Annotated in this window: 23 protein-coding genes; 16 read left to right on the forward strand and 7 right to left on the reverse strand. The window is 65.0% G+C overall.

The window, feature by feature from the left end; all coding sequences use genetic code 11:
* Positions 1-28: 28 nt before the first annotated feature.
* Positions 29-499 (reverse strand): MaoC family dehydratase, encoded by a 471-nt coding sequence (locus CHB97_RS08935; protein WP_244559466.1) that lies wholly within the window; start codon positions 497-499, stop codon positions 29-31.
* 169 nt (positions 500-668) lie between these two features.
* Between CHB97_RS08935 and CHB97_RS08940 the strand changes: the two genes are divergently transcribed.
* Together CHB97_RS08940 and CHB97_RS08945 are read left to right on the forward strand one after the other, a co-directional pair.
* Positions 669-1601 (forward strand): alpha/beta fold hydrolase, encoded by a 933-nt coding sequence (locus CHB97_RS08940; RefSeq protein ID WP_160105708.1) that lies wholly within the window; start codon positions 669-671, stop codon positions 1599-1601.
* 100 nt (positions 1602-1701) lie between these two features.
* Complete coding sequence (locus CHB97_RS08945) at positions 1702-2475, forward strand: hypothetical protein (protein ID WP_089287614.1); 774 nt, start codon at positions 1702-1704, stop codon at positions 2473-2475.
* 32 nt (positions 2476-2507) lie between these two features.
* Here the strand turns inward: CHB97_RS08945 and CHB97_RS08950 are convergent, their stop codons facing one another.
* The gene (locus CHB97_RS08950; RefSeq protein WP_089287615.1) at positions 2508-3245 is read right to left on the reverse strand and encodes a PhoH family protein; all 738 of its coding nucleotides are present in this window, start codon (positions 3243-3245) and stop codon (positions 2508-2510) included.
* A 419-nt stretch (positions 3246-3664) separates the two neighbouring features.
* Here CHB97_RS08950 and CHB97_RS08955 point away from each other — a divergent pair, with 419 nt between their 5' ends.
* From CHB97_RS08955 to CHB97_RS08975, 5 genes are all read left to right on the forward strand, one after another.
* The gene (locus CHB97_RS08955; protein ID WP_089287616.1) at positions 3665-3877 is read left to right on the forward strand and encodes a hypothetical protein; all 213 of its coding nucleotides are present in this window, start codon (positions 3665-3667) and stop codon (positions 3875-3877) included.
* 222 nt (positions 3878-4099) lie between these two features.
* Positions 4100-4903: a septum site-determining protein MinC gene (minC, locus tag CHB97_RS08960; RefSeq protein WP_089287617.1), complete on the forward strand. Its 804-nt coding sequence runs from the start codon at positions 4100-4102 to the stop codon at positions 4901-4903.
* Between the two features lie 56 nt (positions 4904-4959).
* Positions 4960-5775: a septum site-determining protein MinD gene (gene minD / locus CHB97_RS08965; RefSeq protein ID WP_089287618.1), complete on the forward strand. Its 816-nt coding sequence runs from the start codon at positions 4960-4962 to the stop codon at positions 5773-5775.
* Entirely contained in the window at positions 5772-6086 is a 315-nt protein-coding gene (minE, locus tag CHB97_RS08970) for a cell division topological specificity factor MinE (protein ID WP_089287619.1), read from the forward strand. The genes minD and minE overlap by 4 nt, the downstream gene beginning before the upstream one ends.
* A gap of 103 nt (positions 6087-6189) precedes the next feature.
* Positions 6190-7785, forward strand: a complete 1596-nt coding sequence (locus CHB97_RS08975; protein WP_160105710.1) for an ABC transporter substrate-binding protein — start codon at positions 6190-6192, stop codon at positions 7783-7785.
* A 21-nt stretch (positions 7786-7806) separates the two neighbouring features.
* Here the strand turns inward: CHB97_RS08975 and panB are convergent, their stop codons facing one another.
* The 3 genes from panB to CHB97_RS08990 all read right to left on the reverse strand — a co-directional run bounded on the left by panB (position 7807) and on the right by CHB97_RS08990 (position 12050).
* Complete coding sequence (panB, locus tag CHB97_RS08980) at positions 7807-8634, reverse strand: 3-methyl-2-oxobutanoate hydroxymethyltransferase (protein ID WP_089287621.1); 828 nt, start codon at positions 8632-8634, stop codon at positions 7807-7809.
* Positions 8635-8747: 113 nt separating this feature from the next.
* The gene (locus CHB97_RS08985; protein WP_089287622.1) at positions 8748-9662 is read right to left on the reverse strand and encodes an RNA polymerase factor sigma-32; all 915 of its coding nucleotides are present in this window, start codon (positions 9660-9662) and stop codon (positions 8748-8750) included.
* Between the two features lie 255 nt (positions 9663-9917).
* Complete coding sequence (locus CHB97_RS08990; RefSeq protein ID WP_200819870.1) at positions 9918-12050, reverse strand: protein-disulfide reductase DsbD; 2133 nt, start codon at positions 12048-12050, stop codon at positions 9918-9920.
* 210 nt (positions 12051-12260) lie between these two features.
* On the opposite strand from CHB97_RS08990, the gene trxB reads away from it, so the two are divergent.
* The 3 genes from trxB (at position 12261) to CHB97_RS09005 (ending at position 14992) form a co-directional block, all read left to right on the forward strand.
* A complete protein-coding gene (trxB, locus tag CHB97_RS08995) occupies positions 12261-13214 on the forward strand; it encodes a thioredoxin-disulfide reductase (RefSeq protein WP_089287623.1) in 954 nt (317 codons plus the stop codon).
* A gap of 291 nt (positions 13215-13505) precedes the next feature.
* A complete protein-coding gene (locus CHB97_RS09000) occupies positions 13506-14417 on the forward strand; it encodes a LysR family transcriptional regulator (RefSeq protein ID WP_089287624.1) in 912 nt (303 codons plus the stop codon).
* A gap of 323 nt (positions 14418-14740) precedes the next feature.
* Positions 14741-14992, forward strand: a complete 252-nt coding sequence (locus CHB97_RS09005; RefSeq protein ID WP_089287625.1) for a hypothetical protein — start codon at positions 14741-14743, stop codon at positions 14990-14992.
* A 109-nt stretch (positions 14993-15101) separates the two neighbouring features.
* On the opposite strand, the gene CHB97_RS09010 is transcribed toward CHB97_RS09005, so the two are convergent.
* Positions 15102-15668 (reverse strand): LapA family protein, encoded by a 567-nt coding sequence (locus CHB97_RS09010; RefSeq protein ID WP_089287626.1) that lies wholly within the window; start codon positions 15666-15668, stop codon positions 15102-15104.
* A complete protein-coding gene (locus CHB97_RS09015) occupies positions 15665-16291 on the reverse strand; it encodes a hypothetical protein (RefSeq protein WP_089287627.1) in 627 nt (208 codons plus the stop codon). The genes CHB97_RS09010 and CHB97_RS09015 overlap by 4 nt, the downstream gene beginning before the upstream one ends.
* Positions 16292-16625: 334 nt before the next feature.
* On the opposite strand from CHB97_RS09015, the gene CHB97_RS09020 reads away from it, so the two are divergent.
* The 6 genes from CHB97_RS09020 (at position 16626) to CHB97_RS09045 (ending at position 22524) form a co-directional block, all read left to right on the forward strand.
* The gene (locus CHB97_RS09020) at positions 16626-17162 is read left to right on the forward strand and encodes a Dps family protein (RefSeq protein ID WP_089287628.1); all 537 of its coding nucleotides are present in this window, start codon (positions 16626-16628) and stop codon (positions 17160-17162) included.
* A 133-nt stretch (positions 17163-17295) separates the two neighbouring features.
* Positions 17296-17718: a VOC family protein gene (locus CHB97_RS09025; RefSeq protein ID WP_089287629.1), complete on the forward strand. Its 423-nt coding sequence runs from the start codon at positions 17296-17298 to the stop codon at positions 17716-17718.
* 6 nt (positions 17719-17724) lie between these two features.
* Positions 17725-18441, forward strand: coding sequence for a ligase-associated DNA damage response endonuclease PdeM (pdeM, locus tag CHB97_RS09030; protein ID WP_089287630.1), 717 nt, complete (start codon positions 17725-17727; stop codon positions 18439-18441).
* A gap of 451 nt (positions 18442-18892) precedes the next feature.
* Complete coding sequence (locus CHB97_RS09035; RefSeq protein ID WP_089287631.1) at positions 18893-20377, forward strand: deoxyribodipyrimidine photo-lyase; 1485 nt, start codon at positions 18893-18895, stop codon at positions 20375-20377.
* Between the two features lie 15 nt (positions 20378-20392).
* Positions 20393-21730, forward strand: a complete 1338-nt coding sequence (locus tag CHB97_RS09040) for an NAD(P)/FAD-dependent oxidoreductase (RefSeq protein ID WP_089287632.1) — start codon at positions 20393-20395, stop codon at positions 21728-21730.
* A 5-nt stretch (positions 21731-21735) separates the two neighbouring features.
* A complete protein-coding gene (locus CHB97_RS09045; protein WP_089287757.1) occupies positions 21736-22524 on the forward strand; it encodes a DUF1365 domain-containing protein in 789 nt (262 codons plus the stop codon).
* Positions 22525-22549: the final 25 nt, after the last annotated feature.

The following is a 22549-nucleotide window of genomic DNA, read 5'->3' on the forward strand; positions in this document are numbered from 1 at the left end:
CAGCCGGATATGCCCCCAGCCGTTGGGCTTACCCCGGACGGCCGGGCACCATCACCATCGCCTCGCCTTCGATCACCACATGATCGGCCACCGTGCAGATGGTGGACAGCAGGGCGCGGCGCTTTTCCGGCACCAGTTCCTGCACGGTCACCGTGGTGGTCACCGTCTCCCCGATGCGCACGGGTGCGCGGAACCGCAATGTCTGGGACATATAAATACAGCCCGGCCCCGGCAGGCGGGTGCCCAGCACGGTGGTGATGAAACAGGCCGACAGCATCCCATGGGCGATGCGGCCGCCGAACGGGGTCTGCTTGGCATATTCCTCGTTCAGGTGCATCGGATTGGTATCGCCGGAAATGCCGGCGAACATCACGATATCGGTTTCGGTGATGGTGCGGGCATAAACACCCTTCATCCCGACATAGAGATCTTCCAGATAAAAACCGGTCAGATCGGCCGGGTCCAGCCCGGTGCGCCGGTGCATCGCCACATCATCCATCGATCATCCCTCAATCTTGCAAGCCCTTGATGCCCCAACGTTGCTGGCGCCAAACCATTTGGCGACATATCCTAATGGGCGAAGGGTGATGCTGCATCGCAGCTTTGACAGGTGGACGATACCCCGACACCATGGGGCGGTCAAATCACGCGCACAAGGAAGGGCCTTTATGACGCAGGCGGGCGGTTGGCAGCATGAGAAACGGAACCGGCCCGACGGCGCCTTTTTGCGCCTGTCGCGCTGGCAGACCGCCAGCGCCGACGATGCCCCCACCCTGCTGCTGCTGACCGGGCGCAGCGAATGTGTGGAGAAATACGCAGAAGTGGCGAGCGATATGGCGGCCCAGGGCTTCCGCGTGGTGGCCATGGACTGGCGCGGCCAGGGCGGTTCCGCCCGGCCGCTGGCTAACCCGCTGAAGGGCCATATCGACCGGTTCGACACCTATCTGGATGATCTGGAAGCCAGCCTGCCCCATCTGCTGGGCGATACCGGCACGGGGCCGGTGCTGGCCTTGGCCCATTCCATGGGCGGGCATCTGCTGCTGCGCTATGTCGCCGAACGGGCACATCCGTTCACCGCCGTGATGCTGAGCGCACCCATGCTGGGCATCCGCACCAGCCCCCTGCCCGCGCCGCTGGCCCGACTGCTGGCCAGCACCATGGTGACCTTAGGCCGGGGGGGCGATTACGCGCCGGGCCAGCGGGACTGGTACGCCGCCGACCCCGCCTTTGACGGCAATCCACTAACCTCTGATCCGGTGCGGTTTCTGGTGGGCCATCGCTGCTATGCCGCCCAGCCCGATCTGGCGCTGGGCGGGGCTACCTGGGGCTGGCTGGATGCCGCTTTCCGTTCCATGGCGCATCTGCGGCGGCCGGACATGTTGGGGCAGGTAAGGATACCCGTGCTGCTGCTGTCCGGTCTGGCCGACCGAATCGTGCAGCCGGACAGTCATGTCCAGGCCGCCCGCCTGCTGCCGGATTGCCATTTCCGACAATATCCGACGGCCCGGCATGAACTGTTGATGGAAAGCGATGCCATCCGCGCTGAAGTGATGGCGGAAATCGCCGATTTCGCCAGCGCATTCGTTTTCAATGCCGAATAACCGGCAAACCATCCATTGCCGGGGAACGGCCACACCGTTAACATGTCTTAGTTTTATATGTTTTGCGCAAAAAAAGGGGGGAGCCGGATTGAAAAGGTGGTTGCCAGCACTGCTGAGCCTGATGCTGGCCTGGGCCCACCCGGTGCCCGCCAGCGCGCAGGCGGCGACGGTGCGGCTCGCCACCTTGGACTGGCCCCCCTTCAGCGGCAGCATGGCAGAGGGGGGATCGGCCGGCAGCATCATCGCCCAGGCACTGGAAAGCCAGAAGCTCAGCCTGCAAAGCCAGACCATGCCCTGGAAGCGCGCCCTGTCACAGGCAATGGCGGGGGATGGGCTGGACGGCTTCTACCCGGCTTCCCCGGTGGAATGCGCCGGTGCCGGCGGGCAATTATCCAACCTTCCCATCGGCCAGTATCAGTTCGCCCTGGCCCAGACCGAAATCGCCCCCATCCGCTGGGAACAGCGGGATGATCTGCTGCGGCTGCGCATCGGCATTGTCGATGGCTATGATAATGGCCCGCTGATCGACGGGTTGCGGCAACAGGGGCGGCTGGTCACCGATACGGCCCAGACCGATATACTGAACCTGCGCAAGCTGCAGGCCGGCCGCATTGATGCGGCCGTGGTGGAAATCTCCCAGTTCGCCGTACTGGCACCGATGCTGAACCGGACAATGGCGGCGGGGATGGCACGGATCAGCCTGAACCCCCGTCCGCTGGACCCGCCGGCCTCGATCCATGTCTGCTTCAACCACAGCCCTGCCGGGCAGGCCGCCCGGCAAGCGCTGGATCAGGGGTTGGCCGGGCTGGATGTGCTGGCCCTGCAGGCCGACTATCTGGCCCGCCATGCCCCGGAACTGAATCCGACGAACTGAAAGGGGGGCGCGCAAGCCCTGCCCCCCAGCCCTCACAATACCGTCAACATGCTGGCCACCAGCGGGTGGCGCACAATATCCATTTCCGCCAGCCGGACCACGGCGATGCCATCCACCGGTTCCAGCCGGCGGGCGATGTCGGACAGACCGGACAGGCCATCCAGCAGGTCCGACTGGTCGGGGTCACCCGTCAGCACCATGGTGGAATGCCAGCCCAGCCGGGTCAGCAGCATCTTGATCTGGGCATAGGTGCAGTTCTGCGCCTCATCAATGACGATGAAGGCATTATTCAGCGTGCGGCCGCGCATATAGCCGACCGGCGCGATTTCGATGGAGCCATCGGCCATCATCGCCTTCAGCCGCTTGGCCCCCAGCCGGTCCGACAGCGCGTCATAGAGCGGGCGCAGGAAGGGGGCCATCTTCTCATTCAGGTCGCCTGGCAGATAGCCCAGGCTCTCCCCGGCCTCAATCGCCGGGCGGGACAGGATGATACGATCGATGGAGCCCTTTTCCAGTGCTGCCACGGCAGAGGAGATGGCCAGATAGGTCTTGCCCGTGCCTGCCGGCCCCAGCGCCAGCGTCAGGTTATTATCGGCAATGGCCTGCATCAGCAGGGCCTGGCCGGGGCTCATCGGCTTGACGGTTCTGACGTAACTCTGTTCCCGCCTCTCCTCCCCTAACGGATCCCAGCCGGCGCGGCCAGGGTAGAGCGTATGGACCTTGGCATCATGGGTGCTGGAAGAGGACTTCGGCGGCGGGCGCTTGGCCATGGATGTCTCCTCACATTCGGCTAAGGAACCAGATGGTGGGATGCGCTGCGACGGAACGGCGCCGGCCCCGACAACGGGCAACAAAAAACCGCACCCTCGGTCAGAGGCGTGCGGTGCATGAAAGCCGGTATCGGGAGGGTCGGTGCCGATCGGTCACACGGCGGGTCAGCGGGGGTGGCGCATGATGATGCGCTGCGGCACACAGGTGCGGGATCTCGCATGGGAGCCAACAGACGGTTCCATCCCCCAGATTGAACCAACCATGCTAGGATATCGCAAGAACAGCCGCGCGTCACCAGCCATTGCGGCTGTCATCCAAGTTTAACACCAGATATTGCCACCCCCTTTCGGCTTACCCCCGCATCCCGAGTCGGGCTTGCTGCGGGCGCGAAAGGGGTGGAAGAACAGCCGGAGCCGAAATGCCGTTCCCGACCAGCCGTTCCAAACCGCACGCCCCCCGCACCGGTGCCGCTGTCGCCACCACCGACGCGGAATCCGGCACGGAGGGGGCCGACCGTGCCGAGGATTTGCGCAAGTCCTTGTACGCCTTGAAGGTCATGCATGAACGCGGCCTGCTGCCGACCGAGCAGTATGAAGCGGAGGTGGCGCGGCTGAAGGGTGACCCCACCTGACCTTTCGGGGCATTCCATGGGGATGTGCCGGCACCGACCAATAGATGTTGTGGAAGGGCCGGTGCTTGTCGCAAAATCTACGGATGAAATGCTTGACGCCGTTTGCCAAACCGGCTTGAACGACGCGGTTGACGGGGCCGAATCAGCGGTGATTGCGTGCGGACATATGCGGTCATGCGGATCGGCCAGGGCTTGGCCTGACAGGTGGGGTTATAATCGGCAATGAGTACGCAGGTCGCCTATCGGGACGCGCCCTTCCAGCTGCGCGGCAGCACCTTCACCATGATGGTGCTGAAGGTCAGTGATCCCCGCAATCCCAATTTCTTCCCCGTCCTGTCGGGCAAGATCGCCCAGGCGCCGAATTTCTTCCGCCATGCCCCGGTGGTGCTGGACCTGGATGATCTGCCGGCGGGCGTGCCGTTCGATTTCGAGAGCTTCGTCAAGCTGTTGCGCAATCTGGGCCTGATCGCGGTCGGGCTGCAGGGCGGCACCAAGGAACAGCAGGATGCCGCCCTTGCCGTGGGTCTGGCGCTGCTGCAGGCGCCGCGCGGCAAGGTGGAGATGTTTGACCCGCTGGCCGGGACCGGCCGCAGCCCGGCGCAGGGGCTGGCCAATGTGCAGGCACAGGCGCAGCCGCCGGCTCACGCCCCCGCCCCTGCTGCACCGGTGATGCTGGAACCGCCGCCGCCGCCGCGCGCCTCAATGCTGGTGACGGAACCGATCCGGTCAGGGCGGCAGATTTATGCCGCCGGCTGTGACCTTATCGTGGTCGGCCCGGTCAGCCCCGGTGCCGAATTGCTGGCCGATGGCAGCATCCATGTCTATGGCACGCTGCGCGGCCGGGCGTTGGCCGGCGTGTCGGGCGACCAGAATGCGCGCATCTTCTGCCAGAGCCTGGAGGCGGAGCTGGTCTCCATCGCCGGGCTCTACCGGGTGTCGGAGGATATGGACAAAGATATCCGCCGCCGGCAGGTGCAAATCTATCTGAATAATGGTTTCTTGCATATCGACCCGGTTTCCGCCTGAATTGTCCTTTACCGGTTCTTTACCTTACAGCAACCTCTGACCTTGGGAGACGCCTCTTGGCCAAGATCATTACGATGACCTCCGGCAAGGGCGGCGTAGGCAAGACGACGTCGAGCGCCGCCGTCGGCACCGGTCTTGCCCTTCGCGGTTTCAAAACCTGCATCATCGATTTCGATGTGGGCTTGCGCAATCTGGACCTGATCATGGGATGCGAACGCCGCGTGGTGTTCGATTTCATCAATGTGATCAATGGGGAAGCGCGCCTGAACCAGGCGCTGATCAAGGATAAGCGGGTGGAAAACCTGTATATCCTGCCCACCAGCCAGACCCGCGACAAGGATGCGCTGACCCTGGAAGGGGTGGGCAAGATCCTGGATGAGTTGAAGAAGGAATTCGACTACATCATCTGCGACAGCCCGGCCGGCATCGAAAAGGGTGCCCTGATGGCGCTCTATTGGGCCGACCATGCCATTGTCGTCACCAACCCCGAAGTCTCCTCCGTGCGCGACAGCGACCGTATCCTGGGCGTGATTCAGGCCAAGTCGCGCCGCGCCGAACAGGGTCTGGAACCGGTGCAGGAGCATCTGCTGGTCACCCGCTATGATGTAGAGCGGGTGGAGAAGGGCGAGATGCTGAAGGTGGATGATGTGCTGGAAATCCTGGCCATCCCGCTGCTGGGCATCATCCCGGAAAGCCCGGCCGTGCTGAAGGCATCGAATGTCGGTATGCCGGTGGTGCTGGATGACAAGTCCAACGCCGGACAGGCCTATGCCGACGCCGTCGGCCGTTTTCTGGGCGAAAAGATCGAGCATCGCTTCATCAAGCCCGAGAAAAAGGGCCTGCTCGACCGGTTGCTGCGGAGGACGGCATGAACTTACTCGACATCTTCAAACGATCCAAGCCGCCCACGATTGCCGCCCAGGCCAAGGAACGGCTGCAGATCGTGCTGGCCCATGAACGGTCGGATCGCAACAGCCCGGATTTTCTGCCCGCCCTGCAGCAGGAACTGCTGGCTGTCATCAAGAAGTATGTCAGCGTGGACGAAGATAAGGTGGCCGTGAAGCTGGAGCGTGAAAGCGGCTGCTCCATGCTGGAAGTGAATGTGGAACTGCCAAGCCCCGCCGCCCGTGCCGCAGCCGCGGCGGCAGCGGCGGCCAAGGGTAAACCGGCCCCGGCCAACTGACCGGGCCGGGCCGGGGGGTGCGGCATCGTGCCGACGATGCCCGCCGGTTCCCCCACCCTTGGTGGGACAGGGCCGGCCCGGACGCGGCCGGGCAAAACAGGGGATGATGGTGCGCAGAGGGCGGGGCATTGCACGGGGCTTTTTGGCGCTGTTGGCCCTGTTGAGCCTCTCCTCCCCCGCATGGGCGGCGGATCGCCAGGAACTTTCCATCGCACTGTCGGGTCAATCCACCCTTGATGACCCGCATCAGGCCCGTACCGGTGCGGATTTCCAATATTTCGAACATATCTTCGATACGCTGGTAACCCGCGATGGCTTTGGTGTCATGCCCCGGCTGGCCATCGCCTGGAACAGCACGGATAACCGCATATGGTCATTCCGTATCCGCAATGATGCCCGTTTTTCCAACGGTCGCTCCGTAACCGCAACGGATGTGGCCTATTCCCTTTGCCGCTTTGAAACCCTGTCGCGGGAGATTGGCGGCAATTATCTGGGCCTCTCCCTGGTGGAGATCACCGGCACCAGCAGCCTGACGCTGCATCTTGACAGCGCTTACCGGCTGCTGCCCGCCGCGCTCAGCCTGGTTTTCATTGTGGCTGCACCGGCCGATGGGCGCGGCGTGGGCGGCCCCATGGGATGCGATCCGGCCAAGGTGCTGGCCGGGCGGGGCAACCCCCAGCTTGGCAGCGGTCCTTACGTTGCCGCCGACAGTCCGCAGGCCAATACCCGCAGGCTGGCGGCATCGCCTTATTATGGAGCGGAGGCGCCGCCCTGGCGCTCCCTGAACCTGATCAGCGAACCCGACGCGCGGGAACGGCTGCGCCTGCTGTTGGCCGGGACCGTGGACATCATGGAAGATGTACCGCCCTTCCAGCTGCCCTATTTCCAGCGCCAGCCCAATGTGCATCTGACGGAATTGCCCACCGATCGGGTGCTGCTGCTGACCTTCAACATGGCCCCCAGGGGCATTGATGGGCAACCGAACCCGCTGGCCGACAGCCGGGTGCGGCGGGCCATCCATATGGCGATTGACCGTTGGACCCTGGTGGAGCGGGGGCTGACGGGGGTCGGCGGCCCCGCCTGGCAGCTGGCCCAACCGGGAATGGAAGGCTGGCTGCCCGCGCGGGCCACCGGCGCTGCCAGTGATATACAGGGCGCGCGCCACCTGCTGGCGGAAGCCGGATATCCGGATGGTTTTGCAGTGGATATCCTGATGCCGCGCACGCGCGTGACCAACCAGCCACGCGTGGTGGAGCTGCTGGCCGGCATGTTGCGCGCCATCAACATCCAGGCACAGGTGGAACCCATTGAGGGGCCAGCGACGCGCGAGCGCATCCGGAAAGGCGATTTTACCCTGGCGATGAGCGCCATCGGCCTGACCGCCGGATCGGCGATGGAGGGGCTGGAGGCCACCGCCGGCCCCCTGTTCCACCATACCGGCACCAATCCCAGCGGTTATGAGGATGCGCAGCTGACCGCCCTGCTGGCTAAGGCGCGCGCCGCACCACCGGCCGCCATCCCGGCCCTGGCGGCGCAGGCCGCCGCTATTCTGGACCGGGATATGCCGATGATCCCGCTGCTGCATATGCGCGATCTGGTCGCCCATCGGGCCGATCTGACCATCGCCGCCAGCGACACGGCCCGGGCCTTCGGGCGGATCACCTGGCCAGCAACGGCCCAGTTGAACCCGCCCCCCTAACAGGGTGGGAATAGCCGCCGATCAGCCCGGACGTTTCACGGGGAACACATGTTCCGGACCCGGAAAGACCCGCGCCTGCACATCGGCCGTATAGGCCGCCGCCGCCGCCTCGATCTGCTCACCCAGCGTGGCATAGCGCTTGACGAATTTCGGGGTGAAGCCGCCGAACAGGCCCAGCATGTCATCGCTGACCAGCACCTGCCCGTCACAGGCGGCACTGGCGCCGATGCCGATGGTGACGGCGGGAATACTCTCGGTGATCTGGCGGGCCAGCGGCTCCACCACCCCTTCCACCACCACGGAAAAGGCGCCGGCCTCGGCAATGGCGCGGGCATCGCCCAGAATCTTGTGCTGTTCAGCATCCGACCGGCCGCGTGCGCGATAGCCGCCCAGCGCATTCACCGCCTGCGGGGTCAGCCCGACATGGCCCATCACCGGAATGCCCCGGCGGACCAGGAAATCCACCGTGTCGGCCATTTCCTCCCCGCCCTCCAGCTTCACCGCCTGGGCGCCGGTTTCCGCCAGCACGCGGGCGGCGTTGCGGAAGGCCTGCTGCGGGCTTTCCTGATAGGTCGCCCAGGGCAGGTCCACCACCACACAGGCTCGCGCCGATCCGCGCACCACGGCGGCGCCATGGGCAATCATCATCTCCAGCGTCACGCCCAGCGTGCTGTCCAGCCCATAGACCACCATGCCCAGACTGTCGCCGACCAGCAGACAATCCACATGCGGATCCAGCAGCCGGGCCGTGGAAACAGTATAGGCGGTCAGAACCGAGACAGGCTGCTGGCCCTTGCGGGCGGCGATCTCCGGTACGCTGATGCGCTTGATCTGGCTGGTGGCGCTCATTTCCGGTCCCCTCACTGCTTTTTGCGCTGCGGCAAGCCGCTTGTTGCGGCAACCCCTAGCATGATTTCCATGCCAGGGGCAAAGCAGGGACCAGGCCCATCACCATCCACCTGTCACTGCATGGCGCGGAATTCGCCCCGCGCGCGTTTGGACGCCATGGGTGGCACCGGTCCGGCCGGCAGTTCGGCGCTGCTGCGCACCCGGCGAGCCACCTTCTTATAGGCGCCGCTTTCGATCTGGCGGATACGTTCCTTGCTGACCCCATAATGCTGGGCCAGGGTTTCCAGGGTCACCGGGTTTTCCGCCAGATTGCGGGAGGCAAAGATATGCCGTTCGCGCTCCCCCAGAATGGTCAGCGCATCGCGCATCATGGCCCGGCGTTCGCGCAACTCGCTGCGCTCGGCCAGGTTTTCTTCCACAGATTCCCCGTCATCGGCCAGCAGGTCGATGGCTTCATGGTCGCCATCCTCCCCCACCGGCACATTCAGCGAGGTGACAGGCGTGGAGAAGCGATGCTCCATCTCCCGCACCTCCTCCACCGAGGTGCCCAGCGTTGTCGCCACGCGCAGCACGTCATCATCGTTCATCACCCGATCCTCAATCCCCAGCTTGCGCTGGGTCTGGCGCAGGTTGAAGAACAGGCGCTTCAAGGCGGCCGTATTGCCGCCCTTGATCAGTGACCAGTTATGCAGCACGAAGCTCTGCACCTCTGCCCTGATCCACCACAGCGCATAGGTGGACAGGCGGAAGCCGCGCGACGGGTCAAAGCGCTGCACCGCCTTCACCAGACCGATATTCGCCTCTGAAATCAGGTCGGCGATGGGCAGGCCGGAGCGGGCATATTTCGCGGCAATCTTCACTGCCAGCCGCATATGGCTTTTCACCAACTGGTCAAAGGCGCGGCGATCCTGCCGCTCCGTCCAGGCATGGGCAAGCTGCTGCTCCTCATCGGGGGGCAGCATGGGGAAACGGTTAGCCTGCGACGTGAAACTGCGCAGCAGGTCGACGGATTCAGTGTAGCTGGCCATGGCCTCTGTCCTCCTCTGGACGCGGCGCGATGCGGATAACCGGCCCGGCATTGGCACCGGCCACATCTCCCAATTTGGAACCGCTCCTTCTTGGAATGATTCTAAGATAGGATGGAGCGTGGCTATCCGCAAGACCCGGCGCGGCTATATATCAAAAGTCATAGCGCAGACCGGGGCCGGCAATGGAAAAGGGCGACCGGTCAATACCGGCCGCCCTTGGTCAACAAAGCGGAGCCTGGAGAGTTCCCCTGGGGGTTAACCCTGGATCGGGGCCATCGCCTCCAGCACCGTGCCTTCCGTCAACAACTGCGGCAGCACCAGCGGTTCCGCCGCACCGGGCAGATAGAGCAGGTAAAGCGGCACGCCGCTGCGGCCATGGCTTTCCAGGATGCGGGCGATCTTGGCGTCGCGGTTGGTCCAGTCCCCCTTCAGATAGGTGATACCCTTCTGCTTCATCGCCGCCTTCACCGTGTCGGTCGACAGGGAGGTGCGTTCATTCACCAGACAGGTGACACACCAGGCGGCGGTGAAATTCACGAAGACCGGCTTGTTCTGGCCGCGCAATTCATCCAGCCGCGCTTCGCTGAAGGCTTCGTAATTCTTCGCCGGGCCGCTGCTGGCGGCCAGGGCAGCGGGGGCGGCATTCACCGCCGTGCGCCCGGCACCCAGCACAGACGCCACCACCAACGCCAGCGCCACCAGCCCGCCACCAACGCGCCAGCCGGTGCCAGACTGGCGGGTAACACCATAAAGCCAGCCGGCAAAGGCCACCGCCACCATGCCGGCGAGCACGGCGGCCACCGTATCCGGCCCCGCCTGCACCGACAGCACCCAGACCAGCCAGGCGGCCGAGGCATAGAGCGGGAAGGCCAGCGCCTGCTTCACCCGGTCCATCCAAAGGCCAGGGCGCGGCATCCGGCGTAACAGCGCCGGGCTGAAGGTCAGCGCCAGGAAGGGCAAGGCCATGCCCAGGCCCAGCGACAGGAAGACGGCCATGGCCGCATACCAGGGCTGGGTGATGGCATAGCCCAGTGCCGTCCCCATGAAGGGCGCCGTGCAGGGCGTGGCCACCACAGTGGCCAGCACGCCGGTGAAGAAGCTGCCGGCCAGCCCCCCCTTGGAGGCCAGCCCCTGGCCCACGCCCATGGCGCTGGTGCCGATATTGAACACGCCGGACAGCGACAGGCCCAGCAGCAGCATGACATAGGCCAGGATGGAGACCACCAGCGGGTCTTGCAGCTGGAAGCCCCAGCCGATGGCCGCCCCGCCGGCCCGCAGGGCCAGCAGCGCCCCGGCAATGGCCGCGAAACAGGCCAACACGCCAGCGGTATAGACCAGCCCATGCTGGCGGGCATGGCCCGGCCCATGGCTGATCAGCGCCATCGCCTTCATCGACAGCACAGGGAAGACGCAGGGCATCAGGTTCAGGATCATGCCACCCAACAGCGCCAGCAGGATGGCCCCGGCCAGGGAGGTGCCCGCCGTCTCCTTCGCCGCCGCATCCAGCACAGCCGCCGCCGGGGCCGCCGCCGCACCTGCCCCAGTGTCAGCGCTGATGGCGAAGGCATGGCGCAGCGGTTTGCCGTCCAGCTCCTCCACGAAGGTCAGCACGCCTTTGGCCGGACCGGCGGGCAAGGCCCCGCCGGGGGTCAGCGCCAGGGTCAGCCCCTGCCCGTCCAGCTGCATCGGCTGGGCGGCATTCGACGCGGCGGTCTTGAAATCGTCGGGGAAGAAGAAGGCGTCGCGGATCTTGCCCTGCGCCAGCTCCGGTGCCTGGATCACCAGCTTATGCTGCTTCTCCCCCGGCACCAGCCGCACCGGATAGGGGCTGGGCACCGGCAGGCTGGCCCGGGCTTCTGTAAACAAGGCCGCCGCCTCCGCCGCCGGCTTCGCAGCACCGTGCAGAACCGGCACATCCAGGGTCAGCGTGGCCGACTCGGGAATACAAATGTCCTCACAGACCAGCCAATCGACTGCCGCCGTCAGGGTGACGGGGGCGCCGGGCTTGGCATCGGCCGGCAGCGTCAGCGGCACCAGCAGATGCACCGTATCCTTGTAACCAAAATTGACCAGCGGCCCGATGGGGAAGCGTTCCGGCGCCGGCCAGTTGATATCCCCCGCCTGCCAGCCGGCCGGCAGGGTCCAGCCGATGGAGGTGGCAATGCCACTATCGCCGGGATTGAGCCAGTAGGTATGCCAGTGCGGCCGGATTTTCTGGGTCAGGGCTACCCAGACCTGCTGGCCGGGGGCGGCCCCCTCGGTCTCCAGCGTCAGGCGGCTTTCGACATTCTCCGTGGCCACGGCCGGACCGGCAACCAGGGCCGCCGGGGCGGCACTGCTGGCAAGAACAGTCAGGGCCAGGGCGGCCGGCAGGAACAGCTTGGACATGGGCGGGTGATCTCCTTCGCACCCTAGATTTAATGCTGTCCGGGGCAAACGACCACCCCCTATGCAAAGGGCAGCGGCAAGGCGCCCCTGCACAGCGGTTGAACCAAGGCAGCAAGGCGGATAGGGTCGCTTGCCCGATGGCAGCCGGATGACCATCTGCGGCAAACCATACTATCGGCTTAAAGCCTTCGCGCTCAAGGAAACGCCCCCATGACCACGCATCGTTCCAAGGTTTTGATCATTGGCGCCGGCCCGGCCGGCTATACGGCGGCGATCTATGCCGCGCGCGCCAGCCTGGAACCGGTGCTGGTCCAGGGGATGACGCCGGGCGGCCAGCTCACCATTACCAAGGATGTGGAAAACTACCCCGGCTTTGCCGACCCGGTGGAAGGCCCGCACCTGATGGAACAGATGCGGGCCCAGGCGGAACGCTATGGCACCAAGATGTTCTTCGACATCATCACCGATGTCGATTTCACCCAGCGCCCCTTCATCTGCAAGGCCGATAGCGGGGATGAGTTTGTTGCCGACGCGGTGATCATCGCCACCGGCGCCCAGGCCCGCTGGCTGGGCATTCCGGGCGAACAGCATTTCCAGGGTGCTGGTGTGTCGGCCTGCGCCACCTGCGACGGTTTCTTCTTCCGGGGCAAGGAAGTGGCCGTGGTCGGCGGTGGCAATACTGCGCTGGAAGAAGCACTCTACCTCACCCACCACGCGTCCAAGGTGACGCTGATCCACCGCCGCGACAGCTTCCGCGGCGAACGCATCCTGCAGGAGCGCGTGGCCGCCCACCCGAAGATCGAGGTGGTGTGGGACAGCGTGGTGGAGGAAATCCTGGGTGTGGGCGGCGACAGCTTCACCGACCCCAAGCGCGTCACTGGCGTACGCCTGCGCAATGTGAAGACCGATGCCGTATCGGACCGCAGCCTGGACGGCGTGTTCGTCGCCATCGGCCACGACCCAGCGACCAAGCTGTTCAAGGGCAAGCTGCGCATGGATGATGAGGGCTATCTGATCACCGCCCCCGACAGCACCCGCACGGACATTGATGGCGTCTATGCCGCCGGCGATGTGAAGGACAAGGTGTTCCGTCAGGCGGTCACCGCCGCCGGCATGGGCTGCATGGCAGCCCTGGAAGTGGAAAGGTTCCTGGCCGGCCATTGATTCGGCGGCAGATGGTTCACTGACCGAATCAGGCCGGTGCGGACGGGTATTTTCGCCGGAGGATGGCCGGTGCGACCCGTCCGCACACCCAAGTGTGACCTGAAGGTTACGTCCATCAGGTCATAAACTGTTGCAAGGACAATACGATACCTTGCGGTAATGACGGTTTTTAGCGACAAGCCCTAGCAATGGCGGAAAGCCCCGTATATCATCCATGCGTCGGCTGCATTCCCGCTGCCGATCAACAGACGGGGTGTCCACCGCAGGGCGCCACTTTCTAGGGACGGGTCCATGGATTGGGACAAGCTTCGCGTCTTTCACGCAGTGGCGGAGGCGGGCAGCTTCACACATGCGGGGGAAACCCTGAATCTCAGCCAGTCTGCCGTAAGCCGGCAGATCAGCGCGCTGGAGGAAAGCCTCCACGTGCCGCTGTTCCACCGCCATGCGCGTGGACTGATTCTGACTGAGCAGGGCGAACTACTGTATCGCACCGCACGTGAGGTCTTTGCCAAGCTCTCGATGACGGAGGCTATGCTCTCCGAGTCGAAGGAGCACCCGAAGGGCCCGCTGAAGGTCACCACCACCATCGCGTTGGGGTCCACCTGGCTGACCCCGCGGGTGAAGGATTTCCTCACACTCTACCCGGATGTGCAGCTGACGCTGCTGCTGGACGATAATGAGCTGGACCTGTCGATGCGGGAGGCGGATATCGCCATCCGTCTGTCGGCCCCGCGTCAGCCCGATCTGATCCAGCGCCATCTGATGACGGTGCGTGTGCATCTCTATGCCCACAAATCCTACATCGAAAAGCGCGGGATGCCGCAATCGGTGGCAGAGCTGGACCAGCACGACCTGATCGCCTATCCGAACGAGGCGCGGGCCCCGGTCAGCAACATCAACTGGGCGCTGCATGTCGGCGATCCGCCGGGCGGCGAACGCCACACGGCGCTGCGCGTCAACAGCCTCTACGCCATGTTCCGCGCCGCGCAGAGCGGCCTGGGCATCGCCTCGCTGCCCGATTATGTGGTGGATGGCCAGTCGGACATGGTCCGGGTGCTGCCGGAAATCAGCGGGCCGCGCATCGACGCCTATTTCGTCTATGCGGAGGAGCTGCGCCATTCCAAGCGCATCGCCGTGTTCCGCGATTTCCTGGTCAAGAAGGTTGCCGAAACCTTCCCCGCGACCCATGCACAAAACGCATAACTCACGCTTCGCATCACCCCTGGTGAAATGCGCGGGAATGCTTAAATCTTAGGCCACCTGCTGCTGCAATGCAGCGCGGGTGTTTCGCCCCGATTTACCCGGTCGGGGTTGGGTCCTTGACCCAGCGTCTCCCAGACGTGAAGCCTCCCTGTTCAACTCGGCCGGAAACCCTTGGGTTTTCCGGCCGTTTTTTTATCCAGGGCCTGAATTGACGGCTGCCCAAGGGGCGGGCAATGGCTGCCGCCTGATAAGGCAGAATCGCAACCTTCCCCCCTGCTTTCGCGCTATTGCGGATCGATAGGCATCGGCCCATGATTCGGCCCATGTCCATCAACGGCGTCACCGGCAGCTATACCGCCCCCAGCCCGCCCCCGCCGGAACCCGCACCGGGCCGGCGATCGGCGGATCCTGCGCCGGCCCCGCCCCCACCCAATCCGGCCCCGGCCGCCCGCCTGCCGGATCGCAGCCTGCCCCCGGTGCCACCGGTCCCCATCGGGCCAGTGCAGCTGACGCCGATGCCCCCACCCATGCCACCGGCCCCCATGCCGGGCAGCCTGGTCAATATCGTGGTTTAGAGCCGGGTGCGTTTAAACGGAAACGCACCCGGCTCTAAGTCCTTGTTCAGCGAGCGGATTCACGCTCCAAAGCGATCCCGCTTTTCCGCGATCCGCTCTAAAGCCGCCCTCAGGCACTTTGCCGCTTTTCCAGATTAAGGGCGGGGGGATCGGCAAGGTCGCCCTGATGCGGCTTCACCTCGACAATCATATAGCCCGCCTCCTCGGGGAAGCGAACCAGGGCCTTGCGCTTGGCCCGGGCCGCGTCGGCTGCGAAATAGAAGACGTAGCGGCCATCATCCCAGAGGGTGGTCACATTGTCTGGTTCCAGCGGCGATGCCGCGTCGCGTCGGCGGCGGACACAGATGATCCAGCCCGTCTCCGACAGGCCGCGCCGTTCATCCAGCACCAGCACGCGCCGATCCTCCGCCTCCAGTTCCATCAGGCGGCGCTGCAGCTCCCCCAGCTTGTCGCTCAGCGCCGTTGCCTCAACGTCATCCTGCCCCGCCGTCAGCCGCTGCCCCAGGCTTTCGCGTGCCAGGGAACGGACCTTCTGGCTCAAGGCATACTGGCGGCGGCGCAGTTCGCGGATGGCGCGCTTCGTTTCCCGGATCGTCTTGCGCGCCCGCCGCACGGTGGGGCGGAGGGAGAGGATCACCAGCATTGCCCCGATCAGAAAAAGGGTGGTCGGGCTCATGCCGGCTCCATCGCGGCGGGCTCCTCGGTCGCCACATCCATCTCGGCTGGTGCTGCATCGCTGCTGGGTGCGGCCACCCCGGTCAGCAACTGGGCGAAAACCGCCTTGAAGCCGGAGGCGCGGGGATAGACCCGCTCGAACTCCGCCTTGGCCTCCTCCGGCCCTGGCGCCCAGACATGCACCGGGCAGGGCTGGGCCCAGCTGCTGTCATAAAAGGCGTGCCGCTCCCCCCGCTTCACCTGATGGGCGACGGATGTATTCACCACCAGGAATTCATAAGGCTTGTTGGGGAACTGCTCCGCCCCCAGCGTGCGCACGAAGCGATAGGGAGAGTTTTCCAATTCCCGGATGCGGGTCCGCAGGGCCTTCTCATTGCGCTGGGCGCCGAACAGCTGGCTGGCGGCCCCGGCGGCGCGGGCCTTGCGATCCTCCACCCGCGCGGCCAAGCCATTGGCCAGCCGCGCATAGCGGGCCAGCCGCGCCCGCAACTGCGCCTCCCGGGCCTGGCCGCGCAGCAGCCGGGCATAGAGATGGGACATGGTGGCGACGAGCAAATTCACCCCGACGCCTGCCAGGAAGGTTACCACCGCGAACTGAACGAAGCCGATCAGATGGGTCAGCACCAGGACGCCCCAGATTACTGTGTTTCGTTATATTGCAACAAAATACCAGAAGGTGAAAGGTCAAATGATCCATGTGAAACATGGGCTTGGGTGGGGGATACCCAAGGGATGGCAAAGTTGTGCTACATACAACCAGCCGAATTACAATAGTTTGTGTCAGATGCGGCCTGGGTGTCATAAATATTCGATGGCGCTCGCATGACGCCCGGCCGGGTCCATGCGGATAGGGTCATCCGGAACCCCGACTTTTCCGGGCACAAATCCGCCCTGGGGGCGTTTCAGACAGGCAAAGCCGGCGCCTGCCGGTTCCTGCCACCCAGCGGAGCACCCGATCATGGCCAATAGCAAGCCCACCATCGTCGCCTCTGACACCGACCACACGCCCCCTTCCACCGAATTACTGCCGGTGCAGACGGGGATCGACCGCGACCAGCGCCAGGCCCTGGCGGAGGGATTGGCCGGGGTGCTGGCCGACAGCTATACGCTGTTGGGCAAGACCCATGGCTTCCATTGGAACGTCACCGGCGACCGTTTCCATTCCCTGCACGCCATGTTCCAGACCCAATATGAGGATCTGACCGAGGCGGTGGATGAGCTGGCCGAACGCATCCGGGCGCTGGGCCATTTCGCCCCCGGCAGCCTGTCGCAGTTCCTGAAACTGACCGGGATCGAGGATGAACATGGCGTGCCCGACGACCGGGCCATGCTGGAACAACTGGTGCGCGACAATGAACAGGTGACGCGCGCTTGCCGCGCCGTGGTGGAACTGGCCGATCAGGCCGGTGATACCGTGACTGAAGACCTGATGAATCAGCGCATGGCCTATCATGAAAAGGCCGCCTGGATGCTGCGCGCCTCCATCGGGAAATAATAAGCTCTCCCGTAAGGATCAGGAACGGGCCGCGCCGCCGGGTGCGGCCCTTTGCTGTCATCCCTGCGCTTGCAGATTTGTTCGCGGGATGTTCCAATGGCGAACCTTCTCGCCGCGAAAGATCCCCCCTGCGATGGAACAGCGCGTCACCCTGATCACCCTGCACGTCGCCGATCTGGCGCGGGCCCGTGCCTTTTATGAAGGGCTGGGCTGGGGCGTGACCGCAGAGGGCGCCGGGGAGGCCTGTTTTTTCCAGCTCGGCCCGTTGGGCCTGTGCCTGCTGGGGCGGGCGGCTTACCTGCGGGAAATGGCCGGGGATGCCGACCATGTGCCGCCGGGCCCGTCCATGCTGGCCCATAATGTCTTCCACAAGGCCGATGTCGACACGCTGCTATCTTTCGCCCTGACCCAGGGCGGGCGGCTGGTGCGCCCGGCGGCGGAACAGTTCTGGGGCGGCTATAGCGGCATGTTCGCCGACCCGGACGGGCATTATTGGGAAATCGCCTATAATCCTTATTGGCCGCTGGCCGATGATGGCCGCGTCACCATCGCCTGATCCGGCATGAGCGACGCGCGTATTCCCCTGAACGGCACCCTGCTGCTGCCGGATATCAGCGGGGCCCTGTTCTGGCCGGAACAGGGCTGGCTGCTGGTGGCCGATCTGCACCTGGAAAAGGGTTCCGCCTATGCCCGGTTCGGCCAGTTGCTGCCCCCCTATGACACGGCGGCCACGCTGGCCCGGCTGGAACAGGCCTGCCAACGCTGGCAGCCCCGGCGGGTGATCTGCCTGGGCGACAGCTTCCATGATGCCGACGCCGCCAGCCGCATCAGCGGCGGCGATGGGCGGCGAATCGCGGCGCTGACCAGCAGCCATGATTGGGTCTGGATCAGCGGCAACCATGATCCCGCCCCACCGCCCGGCTGGGGCGGTCTGGTGACGGACAGCATCCGCCACGGCCCCCTGCTGCTGCGCCACGCGGCAGAGGGGGTGAACCCGGCGGGGGAGATTTCTGGCCATTACCATCCCAAGGCGGTGACACAAGTGCGCGGCCGCCGCCTGTCCGCCCGCTGTTTCGTCAGCGACGGGCAACGGCTGATCCTGCCAGCCTTCGGTGCCTATACAGGCGGGCTGAACGTGCTGGACCCGGCCATCCGCACGCTGTTCGGCAGAGACATGTTGACCTGGGCGCTGGGGACGGAGCGGCTGCACCTGCTGCCCGCCGCACGGCTGACCGCCGATGCCGCCACGCGGCAGGCGTTGCGACAGGTGGGCGGATAAAAGGGGGATGCCCGATTAAATACCAATCCGCCGAGGGTTTGGCCCTTGGCGGATTGGAGGCCGGCGACTGCCGGCCCGCGGGCACATGCCCGCGTAAGCCAAGCTGCCGGAGGCAGCGCCCGGCGCGTGAGGGAACTCGAAATCTCCCTTGATCGGTCCCGATCAAGGGAGATTTAAATAATGACGGCCCGGAGCGGGGGATGCATCCGGGCCGTCGGGTGCCCGGCGGCGGAACGGGGGGGAAGTCCAGGCCGGGGGAGGGCCAGTATCCGCCATTGGTGCCGGGCACATTCAATAGATAGGGCTCGATTCCGCCGAATCAACAATCAGCGCCCATGACTTTGGTATTAATCAACGATAGACCTTAGGTCGAAACAAGCCGCTGATCCAATGTCGCACCGGCACCGTATAAGCCGTTGATGGAAAAGATTACCGGAGCCCCTGGCCGTTGATGACGACACACCCGAGCGCCCCGATCATTGTCTGGTTCCGCCAGGATTTGCGTCTGGCCGACAACCCGGCGCTGCACCATGCCGCCCAGACCGGGCGGCCGGTGCTGCCGGTCTATGTGCTGGATGATGTGACGCCCGGCCCCTGGCGGGCCGGCGGTGCCAGCCGCTGGTGGCTGCATCACAGCCTGACCGCCCTGGCCGCCGATCTGGCGACACGCGGCAGCCGCCTGTTGCTGCTACGCGGGCCGGGTGATGCGGTGATCCGCGATCTGGCCCGGCAGACGGGTGCCGCAGAGGTGGTGTGGAACCGCTGCTATGAGCCGTTCGCCGTGGAACGCGACAGCCGGCTGAAGGCGGCCCTGTCCGATGATGGCATCACCGCCCGCAGCTTCAACGGTTCCCTGCTGAAGGAACCGTGGGAGGTGATGACGGGGGCCGGCACGGCTTTCAAGGTCTTCACCCCCTATTGGCGGGCCTGTCTGGCGGCCATGAACCCGGCCCCGGCCCTGCCCGCGCCGGCGCGGCTGCCCCCGCTGGCCGCCGCACCCGCCGGCGATGCATTGGCCGATTGGGCGCTGCTGCCGACCAAGCCTGACTGGGCCGGTGGGATGCGCGCCTTCTGGCGGGCGGACGGCATCGGGGAAGCGGCGGCCATGGCCCGGCTGGAAAACTTCCTGTCCGGGCCGGCGGCGCAGTATAAGCAGGACCGCGACATGCCGGGGCTGGAGGGCACCTCGCGCCTGTCCCCGCACCTGCATTTCGGCGAAATCTCCCCCCGGCAGATCTGGCACCGGGCCAAGGCGCGCGCGGCCACGGTGCCAGAGGCGGCAGCCGCACAGATTGACGGATTCCTGCGGGAAATCGGCTGGCGGGAATTCTGCTACTCTCTGCTGTACAATTTCCCCACCCTGCCGGAACGGCCGCTGAATCCGGCCTTTGACGCTTTCCCCTGGGCCGACGATCCCGCCCTGCTGGCCGCGTGGCAGCGGGGGCGCACCGGTTATCCCATTGTCGATGCCGGGCTGCGCCAGCTCTGGACCACCGGCTGGATGCATAACCGGGTGCGGATGATCGTCGGTTCCCTGCTGGTCAAGCATCTGCTGCTGCCCTGGCAGGCGGGGCAGGATTGGTTCTGGGATACGCTGGTCGATGCCGATCTGGCCAATAATGCCGCCGGCTGGCAATGGATCGGGGGTTGCGGGGCCGATGCCGCACCCTATTTCCGCGTGTTCAACCCGGTGCTTCAGGGCCAGAAATTCGATGCCGAGGGGCATTATGTCCGGCACTGGGTACCAGAACTGAAACAATTGCCGGCCAAATATATCCACGCGCCCTGGGAGGCACCGACCATGGTGCTGCGGGACGCCGGGATCGTGTTGGGGCATCATTACCCCCGGCCGGTCATCGACCATGCGATGGGACGCCAGCGCGCCCTTGACGCCTTTCAGGCGATCAAGGGCGGTGCAGGGCCGACAGCGGATTAAGAAAGGGTTCAGCTTATGAAAATCGCTGTCATTGGTGCCGGCATTTCCGGTCTCAGTGCCGCCTGGCTGCTGCGGCGCCACGGGTACGACGTCACGGTCTATGAACAGAATGACTATCTGGGCGGCCATTCCAATACGGTGGACGCCCCCGGCGCCCATGGCCGCACCGTGCCGGTGGATACCGGCTTCATCGTCTTCAACGAGGCGACATATCCCAACCTGATCGCCCTGTTCGATCATCTGGGCGTGCCCTCCACCCCCTGCACCATGAGCTTCGCCGTCAGCCTGGATCGGGGCCGGCTGGAATATTCCGGCAGCAATCTGGCCGGCATGTTCGCGCAGAAGCGTAACCTGCTGTCGCCCACCTATCACCTGATGCTGCGCGACATCATGCGCTTCTACAAGGAAGCGCCAAAGCTGCTGCGCGACCCGCGCGCCATCGATCTGACGCTGGGCGAATATCTGGATGCCGGCCGCTATGGCCATCGCTTCATCTATGATCATCTGCTGCCGATGGGGGCGGCCATCTGGTCTTCCACCATCTCGGAGATGCTGTCCTTCCCGGCACAGAGCTTCGTGCGTTTCTTCCAAAATCACGGGCTGCTGAAGGTGAAGAACCGGCCGCAATGGTTCACCGTGAAGGGCGGCAGCCGCACCTATGTGCGGGTGCTGGCCGATACGCTGGGCGACCGCTGCCTGATCAATTGTGCCATTACCAGCCTGCACCGCACCCCCAGCGGGGTGGAAATCCAGGATGCCACCGGCCGGACCAGCCATTATGACCAGGTGGTGATCGGCGCCCATGCCGATCAGGCGCTTGCCATGCTGACCGATGCGACGCCGGACGAACAGCAGGTGCTGGGCGCCTTCCGCTATCAGTTGAACCGCGCCTGCCTGCATAGCGACCCGGCCCTGATGCCGGTGCGGCCCAAGGCCTGGTCGGCCTGGAACTATCTGGCCAATGGCACGCGCGAACGCCGGGCCAAGGTCTCCGTCACCTATTGGATGAATGAGCTGCAGGGGATTGAGGCATCCACCCCGCTATTTGTCACCCTGAACCCAATCCGGGAGCCAAGGCCGGAATATCGCATCAAGGAATTCATCTACGATCACCCGATGTTCGATGCCGCCGCCCTGCAGGCACAAAGCCGCATCGCCGATATCCAGGGCGTGCGTCGCACCTGGTTCTGTGGCGCCTATATGGGCTATGGCTTCCATGAGGATGGCCTGTCGGCCGGGCTGGCGGTGGCCGAAGCGCTGGGCGCCCGGCGGCCCTGGACTGTTACCGACGCCTCGCCCGCCGGGCGCAATGCCCGCCCGCGCGGCGGTAAGGCCCAGGTGGCGGCGGCGTGACCGGCATGGCAGCGGCGGAACCGGACCACGCGCTTTATCTCTGCCGGGTGTTCCACGCCAGGCACCGGCCGTTCCGCCATGCCTTCAGCTATCGCCTCTACACGTTGCTGCTGGATATTGACCGGCTGGACCATCTGCCCTGGCCGCTGGTCCATGAACGGCCGGGCCTGCTGTCCATCCGGGCGCGCGACCATGGCCGGCGCGACGGTTCGCCTCTACGCCCCTGGGTAGAGGAGATGCTGGCGGAAAAGGGCGTGGAGCTGGAGGGTGGGCGTATCCTGATGCTGGCCATGCCGCGGGTGCTGGGCTACGCCTTCAATCCGCTGACCGTCTATTACTGTCACGGGCCGGACGGGGGCTTGCGGGCCCTGCTGTACGAGGTGAAGAACACTTTCGGCGACCAGCATTGCTATACCGTGCCTACGCCCGGCGGCTGGGATGCACGCCAGGGGGCCAGACACGCCCATGACAAGGAATTCCACGTCTCCCCCTTTTTTGATATTGCGGGGGATTACCACTTCCGCACCGGCCAGCCGGGTGACAAGCTCGCCCTGGATATCAGGCTGTTGGATGGGGAAGGTGAATTATTGGTGGCAACCCAGACAGGGCGGCGCCGGCCCCTGACCAGCACCAGCCTGTGGCGGGCGCTGGCCCTGCATCCGCTGGTGACATTGAAGGCCATCACCGCCATCCATTGGCAGGCCTGGCACCTGTGGCGCAAGGGGGCGAAATTCCATCGCCGGCCTGATCCGCCCGTGCAGCTGAAAACACGGCTTGCCGAACGACAAAACTGAACAACTTCAATAACCGCCAAGCCTA

This window comes from Azospirillum sp. RU38E (assembly GCF_900188385.1).
Taxonomy (GTDB): Bacteria; Pseudomonadota; Alphaproteobacteria; order Azospirillales; family Azospirillaceae; genus Niveispirillum.

Coding starts and splice junctions, on each gene's coding strand:
- CHB97_RS08935 (WP_244559466.1), bottom strand. CDS start 499: ATGGATGATGTGGCGATGCACCGGCGCACCGGGCTGGACCCGGCCGAT.
- CHB97_RS08940 (WP_160105708.1), top strand. CDS start 669: ATGACGCAGGCGGGCGGTTGGCAGCATGAGAAACGGAACCGGCCCGAC.
- CHB97_RS08950 (WP_089287615.1), bottom strand. CDS start 3,245: ATGGCCAAGCGCCCGCCGCCGAAGTCCTCTTCCAGCACCCATGATGCC.
- CHB97_RS08955 (WP_089287616.1), top strand. CDS start 3,665: ATGCCGTTCCCGACCAGCCGTTCCAAACCGCACGCCCCCCGCACCGGT.
- minC (WP_089287617.1), top strand. CDS start 4,100: ATGAGTACGCAGGTCGCCTATCGGGACGCGCCCTTCCAGCTGCGCGGC.
- minE (WP_089287619.1), top strand. CDS start 5,772: ATGAACTTACTCGACATCTTCAAACGATCCAAGCCGCCCACGATTGCC.
- CHB97_RS08975 (WP_160105710.1), top strand. CDS start 6,190: ATGATGGTGCGCAGAGGGCGGGGCATTGCACGGGGCTTTTTGGCGCTG.
- panB (WP_089287621.1), bottom strand. CDS start 8,634: ATGAGCGCCACCAGCCAGATCAAGCGCATCAGCGTACCGGAGATCGCC.
- CHB97_RS08985 (WP_089287622.1), bottom strand. CDS start 9,662: ATGGCCAGCTACACTGAATCCGTCGACCTGCTGCGCAGTTTCACGTCG.
- CHB97_RS08990 (WP_200819870.1), bottom strand. CDS start 12,050: ATGTCCAAGCTGTTCCTGCCGGCCGCCCTGGCCCTGACTGTTCTTGCC.
- trxB (WP_089287623.1), top strand. CDS start 12,261: ATGACCACGCATCGTTCCAAGGTTTTGATCATTGGCGCCGGCCCGGCC.
- CHB97_RS09000 (WP_089287624.1), top strand. CDS start 13,506: ATGGATTGGGACAAGCTTCGCGTCTTTCACGCAGTGGCGGAGGCGGGC.
- CHB97_RS09005 (WP_089287625.1), top strand. CDS start 14,741: ATGTCCATCAACGGCGTCACCGGCAGCTATACCGCCCCCAGCCCGCCC.
- CHB97_RS09010 (WP_089287626.1), bottom strand. CDS start 15,668: ATGAGCCCGACCACCCTTTTTCTGATCGGGGCAATGCTGGTGATCCTC.
- CHB97_RS09020 (WP_089287628.1), top strand. CDS start 16,626: ATGGCCAATAGCAAGCCCACCATCGTCGCCTCTGACACCGACCACACG.
- CHB97_RS09025 (WP_089287629.1), top strand. CDS start 17,296: ATGGAACAGCGCGTCACCCTGATCACCCTGCACGTCGCCGATCTGGCG.
- pdeM (WP_089287630.1), top strand. CDS start 17,725: ATGAGCGACGCGCGTATTCCCCTGAACGGCACCCTGCTGCTGCCGGAT.
- CHB97_RS09035 (WP_089287631.1), top strand. CDS start 18,893: ATGACGACACACCCGAGCGCCCCGATCATTGTCTGGTTCCGCCAGGAT.
- CHB97_RS09040 (WP_089287632.1), top strand. CDS start 20,393: ATGAAAATCGCTGTCATTGGTGCCGGCATTTCCGGTCTCAGTGCCGCC.
- CHB97_RS09045 (WP_089287757.1), top strand. CDS start 21,736: ATGGCAGCGGCGGAACCGGACCACGCGCTTTATCTCTGCCGGGTGTTC.